The 16,937-nt window shown below is 67.8% G+C and carries 18 protein-coding genes; 7 read left to right on the forward strand and 11 right to left on the reverse strand.

The features are described from left to right. The first annotated feature begins 65 nt into the window (after window positions 1-65). Entirely contained in the window at window positions 66-842 is a 777-nt protein-coding gene (locus IEY87_RS03975; protein WP_189137059.1) for an alpha/beta fold hydrolase, read from the forward strand. A 113-nt stretch (window positions 843-955) separates the two neighbouring features. Here IEY87_RS03975 and IEY87_RS03980 read toward each other — a convergent pair whose 3' ends face one another. After that, a complete protein-coding gene (locus tag IEY87_RS03980; RefSeq protein WP_189137060.1) occupies window positions 956-1,351 on the reverse strand; it encodes a RidA family protein in 396 nt (131 codons plus the stop codon). A gap of 349 nt (window positions 1,352-1,700) precedes the next feature. Here IEY87_RS03980 and IEY87_RS03985 point away from each other — a divergent pair, with 349 nt between their 5' ends. Beyond that, entirely contained in the window at window positions 1,701-2,069 is a 369-nt protein-coding gene (locus IEY87_RS03985) for a YybH family protein (protein WP_189137061.1), read from the forward strand. Window positions 2,070-2,109: 40 nt separating this feature from the next. Here IEY87_RS03985 and IEY87_RS03990 read toward each other — a convergent pair whose 3' ends face one another. The 3 genes from IEY87_RS03990 to IEY87_RS04000 all read right to left on the reverse strand — a co-directional run bounded on the left by IEY87_RS03990 (window position 2,110) and on the right by IEY87_RS04000 (window position 3,934). Then, window positions 2,110-2,760 (reverse strand): NADPH-dependent F420 reductase, encoded by a 651-nt coding sequence (locus IEY87_RS03990; RefSeq protein WP_189137062.1) that lies wholly within the window; start codon window positions 2,758-2,760, stop codon window positions 2,110-2,112. Window positions 2,761-2,939: 179 nt separating this feature from the next. After that, window positions 2,940-3,320, reverse strand: a complete 381-nt coding sequence (locus IEY87_RS03995; RefSeq protein WP_444544167.1) for an MFS transporter — start codon at window positions 3,318-3,320, stop codon at window positions 2,940-2,942. Between the two features lie 32 nt (window positions 3,321-3,352). Beyond that, window positions 3,353-3,934: a helix-turn-helix domain-containing protein gene (locus IEY87_RS04000; RefSeq protein WP_189137063.1), complete on the reverse strand. Its 582-nt coding sequence runs from the start codon at window positions 3,932-3,934 to the stop codon at window positions 3,353-3,355. 126 nt (window positions 3,935-4,060) lie between these two features. On the opposite strand from IEY87_RS04000, the gene IEY87_RS04005 reads away from it, so the two are divergent. Further along, window positions 4,061-5,347 carry a serine hydrolase domain-containing protein gene (locus IEY87_RS04005; protein ID WP_189137064.1) on the forward strand — a complete coding sequence of 429 codons (1,287 nt, stop codon included), beginning with the start codon at window positions 4,061-4,063 and terminating at the stop codon, window positions 5,345-5,347. A gap of 444 nt (window positions 5,348-5,791) precedes the next feature. On the opposite strand, the gene IEY87_RS04010 is transcribed toward IEY87_RS04005, so the two are convergent. The 3 genes from IEY87_RS04010 to IEY87_RS04020 form a co-directional block, all read right to left on the reverse strand. Further along, entirely contained in the window at window positions 5,792-7,528 is a 1,737-nt protein-coding gene (locus tag IEY87_RS04010; RefSeq protein ID WP_189137065.1) for a hypothetical protein, read from the reverse strand. Next, the gene (locus tag IEY87_RS04015; protein ID WP_189137066.1) at window positions 7,477-7,935 is read right to left on the reverse strand and encodes a hypothetical protein; all 459 of its coding nucleotides are present in this window, start codon (window positions 7,933-7,935) and stop codon (window positions 7,477-7,479) included. The genes IEY87_RS04010 and IEY87_RS04015 overlap by 52 nt, the downstream gene beginning before the upstream one ends. A gap of 131 nt (window positions 7,936-8,066) precedes the next feature. After that, window positions 8,067-10,259 carry a hypothetical protein gene (locus tag IEY87_RS04020; protein ID WP_189137067.1) on the reverse strand — a complete coding sequence of 731 codons (2,193 nt, stop codon included), beginning with the start codon at window positions 10,257-10,259 and terminating at the stop codon, window positions 8,067-8,069. Between the two features lie 301 nt (window positions 10,260-10,560). On the opposite strand from IEY87_RS04020, the gene IEY87_RS04025 reads away from it, so the two are divergent. Next, on the forward strand, window positions 10,561-10,719 hold the full coding sequence (locus IEY87_RS04025) for a hypothetical protein (RefSeq protein ID WP_189137068.1): 159 nt from the start codon (window positions 10,561-10,563) through the stop codon (window positions 10,717-10,719). 27 nt (window positions 10,720-10,746) lie between these two features. On the opposite strand, the gene IEY87_RS04030 is transcribed toward IEY87_RS04025, so the two are convergent. Then, window positions 10,747-12,033 carry an MFS transporter gene (locus tag IEY87_RS04030; RefSeq protein ID WP_189137069.1) on the reverse strand — a complete coding sequence of 429 codons (1,287 nt, stop codon included), beginning with the start codon at window positions 12,031-12,033 and terminating at the stop codon, window positions 10,747-10,749. A gap of 283 nt (window positions 12,034-12,316) precedes the next feature. Beyond that, window positions 12,317-13,111: a class I SAM-dependent methyltransferase gene (locus IEY87_RS04035; protein WP_189137070.1), complete on the reverse strand. Its 795-nt coding sequence runs from the start codon at window positions 13,109-13,111 to the stop codon at window positions 12,317-12,319. 212 nt (window positions 13,112-13,323) lie between these two features. Between IEY87_RS04035 and IEY87_RS04040 the strand changes: the two genes are divergently transcribed. Further along, window positions 13,324-13,596, forward strand: a complete 273-nt coding sequence (locus IEY87_RS04040; RefSeq protein WP_189137071.1) for a hypothetical protein — start codon at window positions 13,324-13,326, stop codon at window positions 13,594-13,596. Between the two features lie 485 nt (window positions 13,597-14,081). Here the strand turns inward: IEY87_RS04040 and IEY87_RS04045 are convergent, their stop codons facing one another. Continuing rightward, window positions 14,082-14,528, reverse strand: a complete 447-nt coding sequence (locus tag IEY87_RS04045) for a hypothetical protein (protein WP_189137072.1) — start codon at window positions 14,526-14,528, stop codon at window positions 14,082-14,084. A 244-nt stretch (window positions 14,529-14,772) separates the two neighbouring features. Continuing rightward, window positions 14,773-15,837 carry a phosphotransferase enzyme family protein gene (locus IEY87_RS04050; RefSeq protein WP_189137073.1) on the reverse strand — a complete coding sequence of 355 codons (1,065 nt, stop codon included), beginning with the start codon at window positions 15,835-15,837 and terminating at the stop codon, window positions 14,773-14,775. A 215-nt stretch (window positions 15,838-16,052) separates the two neighbouring features. Between IEY87_RS04050 and IEY87_RS04055 the strand changes: the two genes are divergently transcribed. Together IEY87_RS04055 and IEY87_RS45440 are read left to right on the forward strand one after the other, a co-directional pair. Next, complete coding sequence (locus IEY87_RS04055) at window positions 16,053-16,361, forward strand: putative antirestriction adenine methyltransferase (RefSeq protein ID WP_372462285.1); 309 nt, start codon at window positions 16,053-16,055, stop codon at window positions 16,359-16,361. 72 nt (window positions 16,362-16,433) lie between these two features. Beyond that, on the forward strand, window positions 16,434-16,922 hold the full coding sequence (locus tag IEY87_RS45440; RefSeq protein WP_225278053.1) for a hypothetical protein: 489 nt from the start codon (window positions 16,434-16,436) through the stop codon (window positions 16,920-16,922). The last annotated feature ends 15 nt before the right edge of the window (window positions 16,923-16,937 follow it).

Here is a 16,937-nt window from a genome sequence, read left to right on the forward strand (position 1 = left end):
CGCCGGCTGGAACGAACTGTTACGATTATTGCGTGTCAGTCAACAAGTATCTGAGAGGTGGTTCTGTGTCGAGCACTCCACTGGTCCTCGTCCACGGCAACCCCGAGACAGCGGCCGTCTGGGGACCGCTCATCGGGGAGCTCGACCGGGCCGACACGGTCGTCCTGTCCCCGCCCGGGTTCGGCGTCCCCGCGCCCCGCGGCTTCGACTCGTCGACGACGGCCTATCGAGACTGGCTGGCGTCCCAGCTGGAGCTGTTCCGCGCTCCGGTCGACCTGGTGGGTCACGACTGGGGCGGAATCCACGTCGCGGCGCTGGCCATGAGCCGTCCGGATTTGATTCGCAGCTGGGCCTCCGATGCCCTCGGTGTGTTCGCGCCCGACTACCTCTGGCATCCGCGGGCGCAGGTGTGGCAGCAGGAGGGTCCGGGGGAAGCCTCGGTGCAGGAGTTGTGGGGAGGCGATCTGGAGCAGCGACTAGCGGTGACGTCGGCCCTCGGTATGACCGGGCGCATGGCGGAGCGGGTCGCGGCAGGCATGGATCCCGAGATGGGCCGCGCCGTCCTCAAGCTGTTGCGGTCGGCACGACAGCCGGCGATGGCCGAAGCGGGACGGCTGCTGCCAAGCGCCGCAGAACGTCCGGGGCTCGCTCTCATCGCCGTTGACGACTTCGAGCGAGCCAGCGGGACGCTGGTGCAGCACGAGTGGGCAGCGCGGCAATCGGGCGCGAGGATGGCGCATCTGGAGGGCGTGGGCCACTGGTGGCCCGAGGAGACGCCGACGCCGGTTGCTGAGGCTCTGACGAACTTCTGGGCAGAGCTGCCGGATCCCGAAAGGAGCTAGCATTGCAACGGCACCTGCATCCGGGTTTGTAGTGGGCGGGATTACGTGGTCGAGCACCTGGGCGACCCCGGCGGCGTGCTGATCGTCGATGCCACCGGGTGTGCGACGTAGCCTCAAGCGCGCCTGTCGAGGGCGATGACCTCTACCTCGATGCGCCAGTCCGGTTGAGCGAGCGACACCACCTCGATCAGCGTGTCAGCGGGATAGGGCCTGGTCAGAAACTCCCTGCGCAGTTGGATCACGTGGTCGAGGTTGGCTGCCATGTCGCGGACGAAGATGCCGACCTTGACGACGTCGGAGAAGGAAGCTCCGGCAGCGGCCAGCACCGTCTCGACGTTGCGGAACGCCTGCCTGCCCTGCTCTAGGAATTCTCCGGAGACGGTGGCTCCGGTCTCATCGAATCCGGCCTGACCTGAGACGTAGATGAAGCCGTTCGCACGAATTGCCTGGGAAATATGGTACGGCTCGTACCAGTCGGGGGTGGTCGCAACCTGGCTGATCTCACTCATTTCATACATCCTCTCAGTCGCCAGGTGGGGCCTGGCCGGAGCCGAGGCAATCGTGAAACTCCGTGCCGTGAACAGCAAAGATGATCTTGAAGTCCACTGGGCCCTCCATCTCGCCCGCGAGCGGGATCGCAATCAACAGGCCTGCAACCAGCCCCGATGCGCTCTTGCTGCCTGATCAACCCAGTCACTGAGTTCGAGCTACCCACGAATGAGTTCAAACGCGGCGAACTGCGCGGGAAGATCGCCACCTGGGCCCAGACGGCTTAGGGCCAAAGGCCGAGCCTGGTGTCGGACCATCGCCCGATGCTCTACGCGCGCCCCCGGCTTACCTTGTGACCAGGAGATACCGATGAAGGAGCACATGATGAGCCGAGAGGTCGCCAAGGAGCCCAGGGACCTGTCCCGCCTGTTCTTCGAGCGGGTGAATGCCGGTGATGTCGGCGGAGTGGTTGAGCTGTTCGAGCCTGACGCGGTGTCCAGGTTCCCCGACGGCACGCTCGCGGTCGGGCATGATCAGTTGCGCGCGGCCTTCGAGGAGCTGGTCGCCTCGGGTGTTGAGTTCTCCGCCGTTGATGACAGGCCGTCGCTGGTCAACGGTGATCTGGCGATGACCAGTCGCCACTTGCCGATCGGTGACGTCCCCGTGGAGGTGGCGCGTCGTCAGGCCGATGGAAGCTGGCGCTGGGTGCTCGACTGGGCCAACGTGCTCACCTCGTGACGGGCGGGCGTACGAGGGCGCCCCCGTTGAAGACGGCCACCTAGCCCCGGGTCGGCGGAACCACTCGTATCCCGAAACCGTACGAGCCGATGGCGCCGGCGATCCCCAGAAAGAGCAAGCTGTAATGCTCCTGGCCCCGAGCCGTGGTGATGCCTCCAAGATCGAGCAGCGACTCCGTGGGCCAGCCCAGCTCATTCAGAAGCCCGCCGACCGTGCGTTTGGCCTCGGCGTCATCCCCCGAGAGGAAGACCGTGCTCGGGCCCTCCAACGAGTCAGGCGCGCCCATGAGCCGTGCGTCGATGGTACAGAGCGTCTTGACGACCATCGTGTCCGGAAACGTTCGCTGGATCTCCTCTCCCAGGCTCTCTCCAGGATGGGAGAGCGCCCCGTCCTCTGTGAAACCGACCGATACGTCGAGCAGCACCTTCCCCGCCAAGGCCGGGACGCCTATCTCGGCGAGCAGCGGCACGGATGCGGTGCCGGGCGTCGCGTTGACCACTACCTCCGCGCCTGCGACGGCTGAGGACGGGTCCATGACCGGTACGCCCTCTCCCAGCGCAGCCGCCAGTTCCGCTCGCAATTCCATGTCGTCCGACCGCCGTGATCCCAGGATGACGTCATGGCCCGCACCGGCCCAGCCAACGGCCAGTGCCCGTCCTACGTTGCCTGTTCCGAGAATTCCGATCTTCATGGCGTTTACGCTATGGCGGTCTCGCCCGCTGCCGCCTCCGGCCACAGCCGGGTATGCCGTACACCATTGGTCCTAGGACCTCGCACCCGGCGCAAGGCCCCCGGCCACGCGAGCACGCCGTCCCTGATATCCCATCCGGTGTGCTCTCGCCGGCGTACTCGGCACGCGACCACCCGTTCTTACGCTCCAGCCCTGACAGCAGTCCTTCGATACACGCGCGGGATAGCGGTCAGGACCGCGGCGGACACCAGGTTGGCGGACACGAGGATGCGGCGGCGCGGCCGGCGGTCAACCCAGGTACCGGCCGGGAGGCCGATCAGGAACCAGGGCAGCCAGCCGGCTGCGGTCAGCAGGGCCACCGTGCCGGTGCTGGCATGCAGGACGGTTATCGCCAAGAACGGGACGGCCACCGTGGTGATCGCCGAACCTGACCCACTGACCGACTCCCCAGCCCACAGCAGGCCGAGGTTCTGGGTGCGGAGCAGGCCGCCCGGCCGCCTTTTCTTGGCCACGGTGATGTGCGGCGGAACTCTTATCCCGCGATCACCCACAGAACTCACGGTATCGCCACAGCCGGGAGTGGCGGCGGCATTTAACGGAGCGGTGCGACCGGGCGAGGTGGTGGCGTCGTGCGGTGCGGTTTGAGGTCGAAGGCCCGCCAGATCCGGCCGATGGTCGGCTCCGACAGCCCGCTGCGCCGTGCCATCGAGGCACGTGTCCAATGGGTGGCGCCGACCGGTGTCTCCTCCAGCGTGGCCACCACGACCCGTTCGACTTGATCCAGGCTGATCGACGGCGGGCGGCCCGGGCGCGGCTCGTCGATCAGACCGTCCAGCCGCAGGCGCAGGAACCGCTGCCGCCATTTGGACACCGTGTCCGGGTGTACCCGCAACCGCTCGGCGATCTGCTTGTCGTCCTTGCCCTCCGCGCATCCCAGCACGATCTTCGCGCGCATCGCCACGACGCCGGTCTTGCGGATGATTCCTTCTCGGCGCAGCAGGTCGTACGCCTTGTTGACGGGGTGGATGTTGATCGCGAGGTCGACCGCCAGCTGTCTGGTCGAAGGCAGCACGGCGCCTGCCGCCAGGTGCCCGTCCGCGATGGCTTCCACCATGCGGTCGCGGATCTGCTGGTAAATCAGCGTCTCGCTGTCGAGGTCAAGTAGCAGCTGCACGCTAGTGATTATATCTGATATATATCTAATAGAACAGACGCTCAGCCACAGCGCTTCGCGGGAGAGGCTTGCCCCTCACCAGCGGCGAGGCGCGGGCCTCGCGCCGTCAACCAAGGAGACAAGACCATGAGCCCCACCTACCCGACCGCCTCAACGACGAGGCACCACAGCAATCGGCGCACCGTGGGTGTCGCCATAACCGCGGCGGCGATACTGGCCAGTTCGGGAATTGCCGTCGCCGCCCCCGCTGCCGCCACCCCCCACCCGGCCCCACCGACCACCGCCGCGTCCGCCCCGGCCGACGGCTCCATGCGTGACGTCGCACAGCAGATGCTGGCCATCGGCAACCCTGGTTACCTGGCACGGATCAACGATGGTCGGCGCGTTTCCACCACCGTCGCCGGAGTCGCCGACATGGCCACGGGCCGCGCGCTGCGCGCGGGCGACCAGTTCGAGATCGGCAGCAACACCAAGACCTTCACCGCGACGCTGATCCTGCAACTGGTCGACAAGAAGGCGGTCACACTCGACTCACCGGTCTCGGCGTACCTGCCCGGCGTCGTCCCCAACGGCGACAACATCACCGTGCGCATGCTGCTCAACCACACGAGCGGCCTGTTCAGCTACACCGGCGACCCCGAGGTGTTGTCCATCATGCAGAACGACCCGCAGCACAACTGGACCGAGCGAGAGCTGCTCACCGCTGCCTTCGCCCACCCACCGACATTCGCCCCCGGCAAGGGTTGGTCGTACTCGAACACGAATTACACCCTGCTCGGAATGATCGCGCAGAAGCTGACCCGCTCGAGTCTCGCTGACCTCATTCGCCAGCACATCGCCCGCCCGCTAGGCCTCAAGCACACCTACTACGCCAACCCGCGGGCCACCAACACCGGCCCAGGATACGCTCACGGATACGCCATCACCTTTGCCGACGGCACCCCGAAGTACACCGATCACACCGGTGCGAACATCGGCGGCTGGGCCGGCGCTGCCGGGGCGGTCATCTCCACCACCAGCGACTTGTCACGCTTCTACTCCGCCCTTCTCAAAGCCGAACTGTTCTCCCGTGCGCAGCTCCAACAGATGAAGACCACCGTCGCCCTACCGCGCGAATTTCCCATCAAGGGCCGCTACGGTCTCGGACTGATCAAGTTCGATACGCCCTGCGGGACGGCATGGGGCCACGGCGGCGACACCCAGGGCCACCACAGCACGACCGCGGTCTCCGGCGACGGTCGCCGCACCGCCATCAGCGACAGCACCGGCAAGGCCAGCGACCTCGCACCCAACGACGGGATCACACGCTGGACCAACGCAGAGTTCGCCGCCCAGAAGGTGGCCGTCTGCCACATGCTCGGCACGCCGGTGCCGGGCTCCCTCATCCGAGAGCTACACGGCACCGCACCGTAGAGGGCCCACAGATGGATCTGAGGGGCGCCTCACACCCCTGCCCGTAAGCGGCACCCTTGAGCTCCTCTCCTTCGGGCTGGCGCCACTTGGACCAGGCCCGGCGCACCAGACCGTCCTTGCCGATCCACAGCCGCCAGTCGATTTTCCACTCGCCGTACTCGTCCTCTGTGCCCTCGCGCATTTCGGGTCTGACGTCCCGTAGTTGACGGAACGTCATCGACCCTTGATGAAGGGTCGTAGGGGAGCCGTCGTAAGTGCCCGAAGCTTTCCTGGTCGTGGTGGTCGCCAGCACAGCCGCGAACACGGCAGGGCGCCGCCGAACAGCTCAGTCAGGACGGCGTAGGCGCGTTCGACCCTGGCCGCGTCGGCTCGCGCGGCCAGGACCAGGACGTCGTCCATGGTGCGGCAACGGTACGACCATGGCATAGCGGGATTCCTCCTTCCCTAGTCCGCGCTGAGGCTCAGCGGGGTGGTGAGCATCAGGGCCCATTCACCGCGGAACAGCGAGCCGCCGTCGTCGATCCAAGCGATCGTCGGTTTGCCCTGACCGTTCATGGTCATGGCCAAGCCCTCGCCGGCGCCCCGCATCCTGGCCACCGCGGTGCTCACGCACCGACGTCCGATGCAGGTGGCGAGCATGAGCCGGGTCCCGTCCTGGTTCTGGTACGCGACCAGCGGCCGTGCTGCCCGGTCCAGGACCAGCGCCGGGGTCGAGCGGTACGGGCCTCCGGCGTCCAGTGTGATCGCGTCGGCCTGGGCGCAGTCGGGCGTGCGGCAGTCGAGTAGCTTGGTCGCGCGGTCGTTCATGTCGCGGTAGGCAATCATCGGGCGGCCGTCCGCCCGTACCACCAGGGCCAGGCCGGTCTCGCGGCCCAGCCGGTCGTTGACGCCGGGCGGGTAGGCAGGCACGGGTCGGGTCACGCGGGGCCGCAGGCAGGCCGCGTCAGCGCAGGAGATGACGTGGATCTGGCCGCTGGTGGTGTCGAACCGGGCAACGACGGGACGGTCGCCGGGCGCCATCGCAACGGCCAGGTTGTGCACATCGGGCAGGTACGCGCTCGCATCCAGGCGGGCAACGTGCCTCGTCTCCGGACGCGAACAGCTCACCTCCGCGCAGAAGATGACGGAGACGATGTCCTTGGTCGGACTGTCGTCACCGTTCACCCGCTCCTTGTCGGCGAAGGCGACGACCAGGCCGCCGCCCTTCCGTACGGCCAGCGCCACCCCGGTGTATCCCGACGGGTAGTACGCCCTCGCGATGTTCCGACTGCCGGGGGCGGGCACACACTTGTCCGCCTCACACGTCAGCAGCCTGAGTGCCTGATGTGACCAGGTGGTCAGCAAAAGTCGTCCGTCGGGCAGGAGTGCGCTGACCGCACCGGGAGCCGCGTCGGTGTTGGCGTTGGGTGGCTCTGCCCACGTGAAAGTCGTTTTCCGGCAGGAGATGTCGGGACAGGCCAGCAGGCTGGCATAGTCCTCGAAGCCGTCGATGACCATGGTCAGGCCCGTGCCGCGGCCGGGGTGCACGTCCCGTAGGTCGAAGGGGCGCAGCTCAGGGTCGTTGTCAGAGGAGTCGGAGCGCTCCGTCGGCTGCCACGACTCGGTCACGTTCGTTTCGGCGACCTCCAGCCAGCCGAACGGATTGACCAGTACGACTCCGCTGAACAGCAGTCCGGGCAGCAGCGCCGCCGGCAGCAGGCTGGGCCTGACCGGGCGCGGCGGCGGGCCGTCGGGCAGGCCGTGCGCCAGGTCCGAGTCGTGGACCTCGGTGCGCCAGGCCATGCAGTGGAGGAACTGGCGCGCGACCACGGCGGCCTGGAAGGGCGTTATGGCCAGCGCCAGCACGGTTGCGACAAGGCCCCATCCGAGGGTCGCGAGCGGGCCGGGGAGCAGGCCAAGTCCTGACTCGAGAGCCCACGCCGCAGCGCAGGGGACAAGCACGACCCCAAAGGCGAGCGTCAACGCGGTCGGCAGGAAACTCAGCCGGGTCAGGCGATAGGCGCGGCGGATCGAACCCAGTCCCGAGCAGCCGTGCAGCAGGATGCCGGGCACGGCCAGCAGGCCCGGCATCGCCGCGTACGCGGCCACCACCAGCACCGCGTTGGCCAGCCACCGCTGATCAGTCGGCATCAGCACGCCGGCCCCCGCGGCCGCGGCCGCCCCGAACGCCAGCGCGCCCACCAGGAGCAGGACGAGCAGGGACGGAGTCGTCGCACCGTCGCCCGCAGCGCCTCGATGGGCGCCACGTGCCGGTCGACCAGGTGACCCGCAGCGATGATCACGGTCGCGGGGAACACCACGATCTCCCCGGCGAGCGCGACCGCCGCCAGCACGACCGTCCAGATCAGAATCGGGGCATCGGACGTCCCGATCAGCTGGAACCGCTGATTCACCACCGCCGCCGAGCCGCCGGCCGCCACCGTCAGCGCCAGCAAGGACAACGCGGCGAGCGGCACATGCACCAGCACACCGGGCAGCGCGAGCCGCACCAGATGCCGCCCGGCGTCCAGATAACTCCGGAACGGCACGCCGTACTGGCGCAGCCGTTCGACGTGTTCCATCGAGGTCACCGGCTCCAGTGAGGTCACGTGCCGAACGGTGACAGGGCGTTTCGTCGGTTCGCTTCCTATTCGGCGGAAATGGTCTAGCCCGGCATCGGCTGAGGGATCGTCATCGACGTGCCCGGTCTGCGCGGCGGACGGGCGTGCGCTGTCGCGGGTCAGGGCAGATTGAGCGGCGTGGTCACGACCAGGTCCCAGTCGGCGTAGCCTGCGACGTCCATCCAGGCGATCATCGGTCGGCCGTTGCCGTCCAGCGCCATGGCCAGGCCATCACTACCGCCGCGCCGGATCGTCGTGACCGGAGTGTGCGTGCAGCGTGTTTCGGCGCAGGCGGCGATGACGATCCGTTCGCGGTCGAGGTCCTGGTAGGCCACCAGCGCCCGCCCGTCCTGGTCCAGCACCATCGCCGGCCCCGCGTTGCGACCGGGCTCAGACACCGTGGCCGTGTCGGCCCGCGAGCATTCGCGGGTGCGGCAGTCGAGCAGCTTGATCGCGCCGTCGATCACGTCCCGGTAGGCGATCAGCGGCCGGCCGTCGGGTCGGATCACCATGGCGGCGCCGGCTCGGCCGTGGCGGCCGTCGAAGTTGTAGGGCCGATCCTCCCGGACGGGCCGCCCGATGCGTGCCTGGGCACAGGCGGGATCGTCGCAGGAGATCACGGAGATCGAGCCGGTTTCGCGGTCGAATCGCAGCACAACGGGCCGGTCGTCGGAACCTGCGCCCGCGATGAGGCCGCTCCTGTTGTGCGCGTATCTATTGGCGGGAAGCTTGGCAATCTCCTTGGTGCGTGGACGGGGGCAGGCCGGATCATCGCAGGTGGTGATCGAAAGCCCTTCCTTGTCGATGTCACGCTTGCTGAAGGGGAGCTCGTGGAGCTGGGCGACCAGCAGACCGCCGCCGGGCCGTGCCGCCAGGGCGACCGCCCTGTCCTGGCTGGTCCGCGTCACCTCCGTGATCGGCTTGCCGCCCGGGGCCGGTACGCAGCCCGTCGCGTCGCACATCAGCAGCCCGAGCCGGGCACGCCATTTCTCGTGCTCCCGTATCAGCCCGTCGTTGTCCACGCCCTTCCGCGCCCACGTCGACACGACCAGACGGCCGTCCGCCAGCCGGGCGCTCGCCGCTGTGTACCCGCCGGCAACGCCGACCGGCTCGGCCCAGGTGAACCGGATTCGAGTGCAGCTGCTGTCCTCACAGGTCAGCAGCTTCGCCTCGGCGGAGTCGTCCATGAGCATGACCATGCGCCTGTCCTGCCCCGCATACAGGGCTTGCAGATCCGACGGATCGAGCTCCGGCTCCGGACGCCCATCCTCCTCAGGCACCTCGGAATCCGGATCGCGTGACCAGCTCGCCGTGACGGCCGTCTCGGAGACCTCCAGCCAGCCCAGCGGGTTGATCAGCACCGTGCCGCCGTACAGCAGGCCGGGCAGGAGCAGCACCGCGAGCACCGGCACGCGCCTGGCCGGGTCTGGCGTGCCCGACGGCAGACCCTCGACGATCTCCTTGAATTCGGCGATCGTCCCCTTGATGACCACGCGGTGCAGGAACAGGCGGGCGATCACGGCCGCCTGGAACGGCACGGCGACCAGCGCCAGCACGCAGCCGGCCACGACCGGCACGATGGGCAACCCAGACACCGCCCAGTTCACCGCCCGCGCGGCCAGCGCGGGGAAGAGCACGACGCCGAAGGCCAGCGTGAGCGGCGTCGCCCAGGAGGCGCCGGCCGTCAGCCGGTACGCGCGAGCGAAGGCACCCCTCGCGGACCTGCCCTCCAGGACCACAGGCGCCACGGCCAGCAGGCACGGCATCGCAGACAGGGCCAGGACCGCCATCACGGCGTAAGTCGTGACCTGCGCCCCGGTCCACACGAGAATGCCGAGCCCGGCCACCAGAGCCACCGTGAACGCCACCACGCCGACCAGGACGAGCACTGCCATCGTGGGCCAGCGCCGGGTCGCGGCCCGCATCGCGCCGGAGATGGAGACGCTCTTGCCGGCCAGCCGCCCGGTGGCGAGCAGCACCGTCGCGGGCAGCGCCACGGCCTGTCCGGCCACCGAGACGACCAGCACCGCCGCCGACCACATCAGTAAGGACGTATCGGGCGCGCCGATCAGCTCGAAGTCGCCGTTGACCACCGCCACCGACCCGTCCACGAGCAAAACCAGGGCCGATGCCGCGAGCAGGCCGATCGGCAGGAAGACCAGCAGGGCGGGCGCCAGCAGCCCGATCAAGTTCCGCGCCGCGAACACGTAGGCCAGCCAGACCACGCCGTCCCGCCGCACCCTGGCCCGGGCGTGCGTGTGACGATCGTCGACAACGCCTCTTTCGCGGCTCTCACCGGTCACCCGGTTCATCGTCTGTCCTGTTGCCGAAGGTGAAGCCGGTCTTGGGCGGGCTCCGTGAGGATTCGCGTCGTTCCCGAAGCGTACGAGCAGGATCAGCATCTGCACCCAGAGACAGGCCCGCGCCAGCCGGGCCCTCGGCTTGGTGAACGGTTGATCAGACCCGGACATGGCGGCCTCCAGCGGGACCAGGGGTAGCCACGAGCCTAGATTCCGCACCGATCGTGAACGGGGCCGAAGACCCCCTTGGCATCGGATCGAACCCGGCCCTCGACGCGTTCCGTAGGTCACCGCCATCGCCACCGGCCTCCCTGTGGACTTGACCTTCGCCACCGAGGGCGAGTTGGCCACCACCTTGATGCGCGAGGCCCTCACCGACGGCGTCGGCTTCGACCCCGCAGGCCGGCCCGCTACTCGGCCCCGCCTGATCGCCGCAGCCGGGTTGCGCTGGCCGGTGGAGAAAAGGTCTTGAGTTCGAAAGAAAGGTGCACCTGCTGCTTCACCGAAGTTGATCATCATTGCTGGATGCGGGAGGCCGGCTGGGGAGGGCCGGGAAGTCACGCATGCTGCGCATTGAAGTGGCGAGCAGGAGCAGCGGGGTGACGGCGAAGAAGGTGGCCAACACCCACATCGCGGCGCCGATCCCGAAGGCTGTCGCCAGGACGGAGGCGGTGGCTGCGCCGAGCGGCACGCTGCCGGAGATGACGAACCGGGAAACCGCCGTGACCCGGCCCAGGAGGTGCGCCGGTATGTAGTTCACGCGGAAGGTAGCGGTGACGGTGCCCGACATCGTGGCGCCGAGCATGACCACGAACGATCCCACCGTGAACGGCACCAGTTGCCAGCCAGGGCCGCCGACCGGCAGCAGCAGCATGAACGGCGCGGTCGCGACATTGACCCCCACGTAGGTGCGCGCGCTGCCGAAGCGGGCGACGGCCCGGGACGCGAGCACGGCGCCCAGCAGGCCGCCCAGGCCGGCGAGGCTGATCAGGACGCCCACAGTTCCCGGCGCGATACCTTCGGCGCGCACCAGGAAGACGATGCGCAGCGAGAACACGCCGAGCATCCCGAGGTTGATCATCGCCGCCACGATGAGCATAGGCAGCATGAACTCGCCGTACTTGAAGTACCCCAGGCCCTCGCTGAGCTGCCGGAGCATGCCGGGCCGCGCCCCCGCCGCCGCCCTCGGCTCGGGCGTGGTCCGCAATCCGAGCAGGCAGGCGGCCGAGACGATGAAGGTGGCCGCGTCGATGAGGAGGCCGCCGACCGCTCCAGCCACCTCGGTGAGCAGACCGCCGAGGCCCGGGCCGGCGATCTCGGCGGCCGAGGCGCTGGCCTGGAGCTTGGCGTTGCCCTCCATCCGGTCATCCGGGGTCAGTAGGTGCGGCAAGTAGGCGTTGAATGCCAGGGTGAAGAACATGCTGGACGTGCCGGCGATCAGCACCGCGGCCAGCAGCATGGGCACGGTCAGCACACCGGTCCACGCGGCGACCGGGATAGCGGTCAGGACCGCGGCGGACACCAGGTTGGCGGACACGAGGATGCGGCGGCGCGGCCGGCGGTCAACCCAGGTACCGGCCGGGAGGCCGATCAGGAACCAGGGCAGCCAGCCGGCTGCGGTCAGCAGGGCCACCGTGCCGGTGCTGGCATGCAGGACGGTTATCGCCAAGAACGGGACGGCCACCGTGGTGATCGCCGAACCTGACCCACTGACCGACTCCCCAGCCCACAGCAGGCCGAAGTTCCGGGTGCGGAGCAGGCCGCCCGGCCGCCTTTTCTCAGCCACGGTGATGTGCGGCGGAACTCCTATCCCGCGATCACCCACAGAACTCACGGTATCGCCACAGCCGGGAGCGGCAGCGGCATTTAACGGAGCGGTGCGACCGGGCGAGGTGGTGGTGCCGCGCTCTCTCGTCAGGTGTGGTTTCAGAATGAGCAGGCGTACCCGCGGCCGGTACAGCAGCCGCCATTCGCTGGTGCTGTGACCGGAAATGATCACCGGTTGGGTGACAGGTTTCAGGCTGCGGAAGCCAGCGCACTCTCAGGGCGCCTCATGTCTGTAACGGCGGCTATCGGCTGGCTCTGATGGAGAACATCAGCGGGATGCGCGGCTGTCCTTCCGGCACCTGGTAGCGCCCGTTGCGGGACTCCAGGGTTGCGAAGCGTTTGAAGAGCGTGTGGTCGTGCTCGTGCAGGAAGTCGATGCGCAGCCCGGCGGCGGCCAGTGCGGAGATCACGTCGCCCAGGGTGTGCTGGAACTGGACGGAGGTGGTGTTCGTCAGTCTCTCCGAGCCGGTGTAGGTGTAGGGCTCGTCGTAGACGTGTGGTTCGCCGTCGAAGTAGTCGGAGGTGACGGTCGATCCGGTGGCTTCGTCCAGCATGTCGGTGACGGGGTGGAACTCCGACAGGTACAGGAACCCGCCCGGCTTCAGCAGGGCGGCCACCACCTCGGCCCAGCGCCACAGGTCGGGCAGCCAGACGAGTGCGCCGATGCCGGTGTAGACGATGTCGTAGGTGTCTTTCAGGGCGGCGGGCGCGTCGTAGACGTCCGCGGCGACGAAGCGCGCCTGCAGGCCGCATTCCTGCGCCAGCGCGGTGGCGGTCTCGATGGCCTTCTCCGACAGATCGAGGCCGCTGACCCGTGCGCCCCGCCTGGCCCAGGCGAGGGTGTCGAGCCCGAAGTGGCACTGCAGGTGAACCAGCGACTTGCCGCTGACGTCGCCGACCTCGTCGATCTCGAAGTCCCGCAGCGGGTCCGCGCCCGCTTTGAAGCCGGCAACGTCGTAGAAGTCGCTGGCCACATGGATGTCCACGCGGCCGTCCCAGTTGGCGCGATTGACGGTCAGGTAGTCGATCTCGCTCATGTCCGTCGAGCTTAGAGGCGCGCCCGATCATGACCAACGGGATATTCAGCGCGATGGCCGAACCCCGCGCCACCGCCGGTCCGGGCCCCCTCGTTGGGGGAGCAGGCATTGCGGTTCCTTTGCGTGACGGGCTGTCCCAACTCGTGCCTTGTGACAGGTATTTGGAAGAGGTGACAGGGGTCAGGCGGCCTGAGTGATCGGGCCACATCACCGTGACGCCACACCCGATCAGTTCCACCCGTTCCTTCCACTTCACCGGCCCCGACCATCAGGCCGCCCGTGAGCAGGCCCGGCGGCATTGTCGATGGGCTGCCGCGCGCGTCACCCGCCCCGAACACGTCGGCCCGGTACTGATCGACTTGGCCGGGACAGCCGCACCGGTCGTCATCGAGCAGGCATGTACCGCCGGCCAGACTGCCACTGCGGGGTCGTTCGACGTCGAGCCAGCGGAGGCGCTGATGGAGCCGGGCGGCTATCTCGCGTGATCACCGGCTTGTGCCATGCCGAGAACGGAGTCGTCGACCCGGCGCCGGGGATCATCGCGCGGACACGGCAGGTAGGTCTGGTCTATCGGCAGCACATCATCGCCTGGCGGACTCCGGCCCGTGGTAAGCGGATCGACCCGTCATCTCGCCCTCCCCTCGCGACGCGAACCCGAGCCTGACCGCCAAGGCGCACTACTGCGAGCCGTGGCTGCGCACCCGCGAGGCCTTCACCCTGTCACCGGGCCGCGACGTCGCCCGCCAGTTGAGCCGGCGGGTCCGCCGCATGCTCGGCTACAGCATCCACCCATCGGACACAGGCCTGGCGGACGGCATGCACCCCAGCGCCTGTTCTCCTGACCGCCGGCGAGGCACACCACGGCAGGGCCACCGCATGATCTTCAGATCCGTCACACCCGAATGATCACAGCGGTGGCCGTTGCACCCGCCGACCGTTGATCGACGATATCCGAAGCACGTTCGCCGGATCACTGCCAGTGATAGACCTCTTTTCCACTCGAGTCTGATGAGCACTCGGCTTTCCAGATGAGCGTGGTGCCCACCAGCGCACACCAATGCGACTCGAAAACGTGCCGCTGCAGCGTATGGTTGTACCCGTTGTGCAGGGTGATCTGATCGGCACTTTCCCCGAAGGCGACATTTACATGGAGCCAGACCCGGTGGCGGTCGGTGATCTGCACCGTGAGATCGTGCTTGGTGGCAACGAGTGCATCTCCGGTGCAGCTCTCTCGATAATCCCGATTCGCCTCGTCATAGCTCTCCGCCTTCAGGCAGATTTTGACGGTGGCACCCATTTGTTGACTCACTTGGATGTGGTAGTCGCGGTAGTTATTCGCCGATGCGGGAGGCGCGGCCATCCCCATGGCCACTAATGTCATTGCTCCCGCCAGAGCGACTCTGATCGCCTTTCTCACCCCGATGTCCTCTCTACGCGTGTCTTCGCCGCCCCATATCGCTTCCAGGTGAAACGATGTGGTCCACAGAGAGTCGGAAGGCGCCCCCGAGTAGAACGGTGCCCACGGGATTCCCTTTCCCCCGTCCCCATATTCGCGACAAAGGGCAAGCTATCACTGCGCAACTTCCCTTGACCAGAAGTCATTCTGGTAATTAGAAATACCTATCGGGAACAACGACTTGTGACCGTCGGACTACACCACGTCAAGGGCTGACAGGGGCCTTGACTCTTCCAGGTGTCACCATGCTGATGTCCGCCTCGATATTTTCCGAGGATGGTTCATATTTGGAGAAGTCGGCGGTGATTTCTCGCGCGGAGTCCGCGCCCACCGCTGAAATCGTGCACGCAGCACGGCGTTCCTTAGCTGTACGGTTCCCAGCGGACGTTCGTGTCATCGGTCTTGAAGCTGCGATCCCGGGCCGCCACTGTGACCGGACCGAAGGGTTGCTACGCAGAATCGGCAGCACGCTGGTCACGAGTTTGAGCTCCCGAAGCCGCCACAGCACCGGGAACCCCTCCCACGTGATCACGTCGAAGCCGTACCGCTCCGCGAGCGCGAGATGCTCGTTCACCGGGTAGTTCATCCGCAGGCTGCCCACCGCCACCGGCGTCAGGTCCCATTCGCGCGGCCCGATCGTGGTGCTGTCGAAGTCGCACAGCGCGGGCCCGTCCGGTCCGGCAATGACGTTGCCGAGGAAGGCGTCCCCGTGGATGACGCCCGGCGGGAGCACGTAGCGGAGCGTGCCGAGCTGGTCTTCGAGCTCGTCGCACTCGTCCAGGAGGAAGGCATGGTCGTCGGGGGAGAGGTCCTCCGGTTCGGCGAGCCGGCGGCGGATCTGGTTCATCGGCTGCCACGGCGGCAGGCTGTGGCGTGGATGGGGGAGGGTGTGCAGGCGCTGGAGCAGGGTGGCCAGGTCCGCGCCGCCGGGACGCGGTCCCACCTCGGGGATGTACGTCCACAGGGTGGCCAGCTGGTCGTCCACCCGTATGGGTTGCTCGACCCCCGGCAGGAGCCGTACGGCCGGGAAGTCGTGATGCGCCAGCCAGCGGGCGACCCGCACCACCGTGGGCAGGGTGACACGGGCGGCGGTGGAGCCCGCGATGCGGACGACGACGGGCGCGTGGGGCAGGCGGAAGACGGCGTTGTTGGTGAATTTGATCAGCTCGGCGCCGGCGGAGGGGAGGCCGGCCTGGTCGCAGACGGCGGTGAGCAGCGTGTCGAGCCGGTCGCGGGTGAGTCCGCAGGTGTGGTCGGTGGTCGCCGTCATGCCGCACGCACCGTCGCGATGCGCTGGGCCAGGTCTCGCGCGTCGGCGTCGGGCGCCCGTGCGCCGGAAAGATCGGCTACCATCGGCGTTGATCGGCTCTTCCAGTCGGGTCGCACGCGCCGGAGGTGTAACCGCCGCACGCCCCGTCTCCGGCGGGGACGACCAGGTTCGACTCCTGGCTGGCACTCTCGAAGCACAGCCGACCCGGGGTGCTCATGTTCCACGGCTCCATCCCCACGGACATGTGCCGAATCGTCCGCGAACACGTATCGCTGTGGACCGACGTCACCGACGTGTACAACGCGTGCTGCGGCAACTTCACCGTCGAGCGCACCATCGCCTCGCTGGGCAAGCGCCTGCACTCCTGCGACGTGCTCATGTACTCGACAGCGATCGGCCGCTACTACGCCGGCACGGCCGAGCCGCTGCAGCTGACCGAACTCGCCCTGACCGAGTTCCCCTTCCTGGCCGAGCACCACCCGGCCGACGAAGACCCGGCCGGACAGCTGTGTGCCTGCCGATAATGTCATCCGGCCAGGTCATGGTCCTGGCGGGATCGCCTAACGCGCGTGATGCCCAGCCGCTCGGAGTGAGGCATGATGATCGTCTGTGCTCTTTCGTCTGGCCTATCTCGCCGTCACGAACACCTCGCCGCGCTGCGGCTGCTGCCGATGGGCGATCGGGACAAGGACGTCGAGATCCTCGCCCTGCGCCATCAGATCACTGTTCTCGAACGGCAGCTCGGCGTCGACGCCAGGGTGAGATTCACTCTCGAGGACCGGGCCTTCCTCGCCGCCTTGCTGACGTCAATGCCCCGCGAGATCCTGCGCCGGCTGCGCCTCCTCGTCCGCCCGGACACCGTCTTGCGCTGGCACCGCGATCTGATGAGACGCGGTCATGCCCGTACCTGCGGGCCGAAGCGGCCGGGGCGCCCGCCCACGGTCCGCTCCATCCGCACGCTCATCCTGCGCCTGTTCCGGGAGAACCCGTCCTGGGGATATCGGCGGGTGCACGGTGAGCTGGTCATGCTCAGCATCGAAATCGCGCCCTCCACCGTGTGGGAGATCCTAAGCAGGAAGGCATAGACCCGTCCCCTGAAC

The sequence above is a fragment of the Nonomuraea glycinis genome, from assembly GCF_014646515.1.
Taxonomy (GTDB): domain Bacteria; phylum Actinomycetota; class Actinomycetes; order Streptosporangiales; family Streptosporangiaceae; genus Nonomuraea; species Nonomuraea glycinis.

Excerpts from the sequence above, each read along its gene's own strand:
- IEY87_RS03980 (WP_189137060.1), bottom strand. The coding sequence starts at position 1,351 with ATGAGTGAGATCAGCCAGGTTGCGACCACCCCCGACTGGTACGAGCCG.
- IEY87_RS03985 (WP_189137061.1), top strand. The coding sequence starts at position 1,701 with ATGAAGGAGCACATGATGAGCCGAGAGGTCGCCAAGGAGCCCAGGGAC.
- IEY87_RS03990 (WP_189137062.1), bottom strand. The coding sequence starts at position 2,760 with ATGAAGATCGGAATTCTCGGAACAGGCAACGTAGGACGGGCACTGGCC.
- IEY87_RS04005 (WP_189137064.1), top strand. The coding sequence starts at position 4,061 with ATGAGCCCCACCTACCCGACCGCCTCAACGACGAGGCACCACAGCAAT.
- IEY87_RS04020 (WP_189137067.1), bottom strand. The coding sequence starts at position 10,259 with ATGAACCGGGTGACCGGTGAGAGCCGCGAAAGAGGCGTTGTCGACGAT.
- IEY87_RS04035 (WP_189137070.1), bottom strand. The coding sequence starts at position 13,111 with ATGAGCGAGATCGACTACCTGACCGTCAATCGCGCCAACTGGGACGGC.
- IEY87_RS04050 (WP_189137073.1), bottom strand. The coding sequence starts at position 15,837 with ATGACGGCGACCACCGACCACACCTGCGGACTCACCCGCGACCGGCTC.
- IEY87_RS04055 (WP_372462285.1), top strand. The coding sequence starts at position 16,053 with ATGTTCCACGGCTCCATCCCCACGGACATGTGCCGAATCGTCCGCGAA.
- IEY87_RS45440 (WP_225278053.1), top strand. The coding sequence starts at position 16,434 with ATGATGATCGTCTGTGCTCTTTCGTCTGGCCTATCTCGCCGTCACGAA.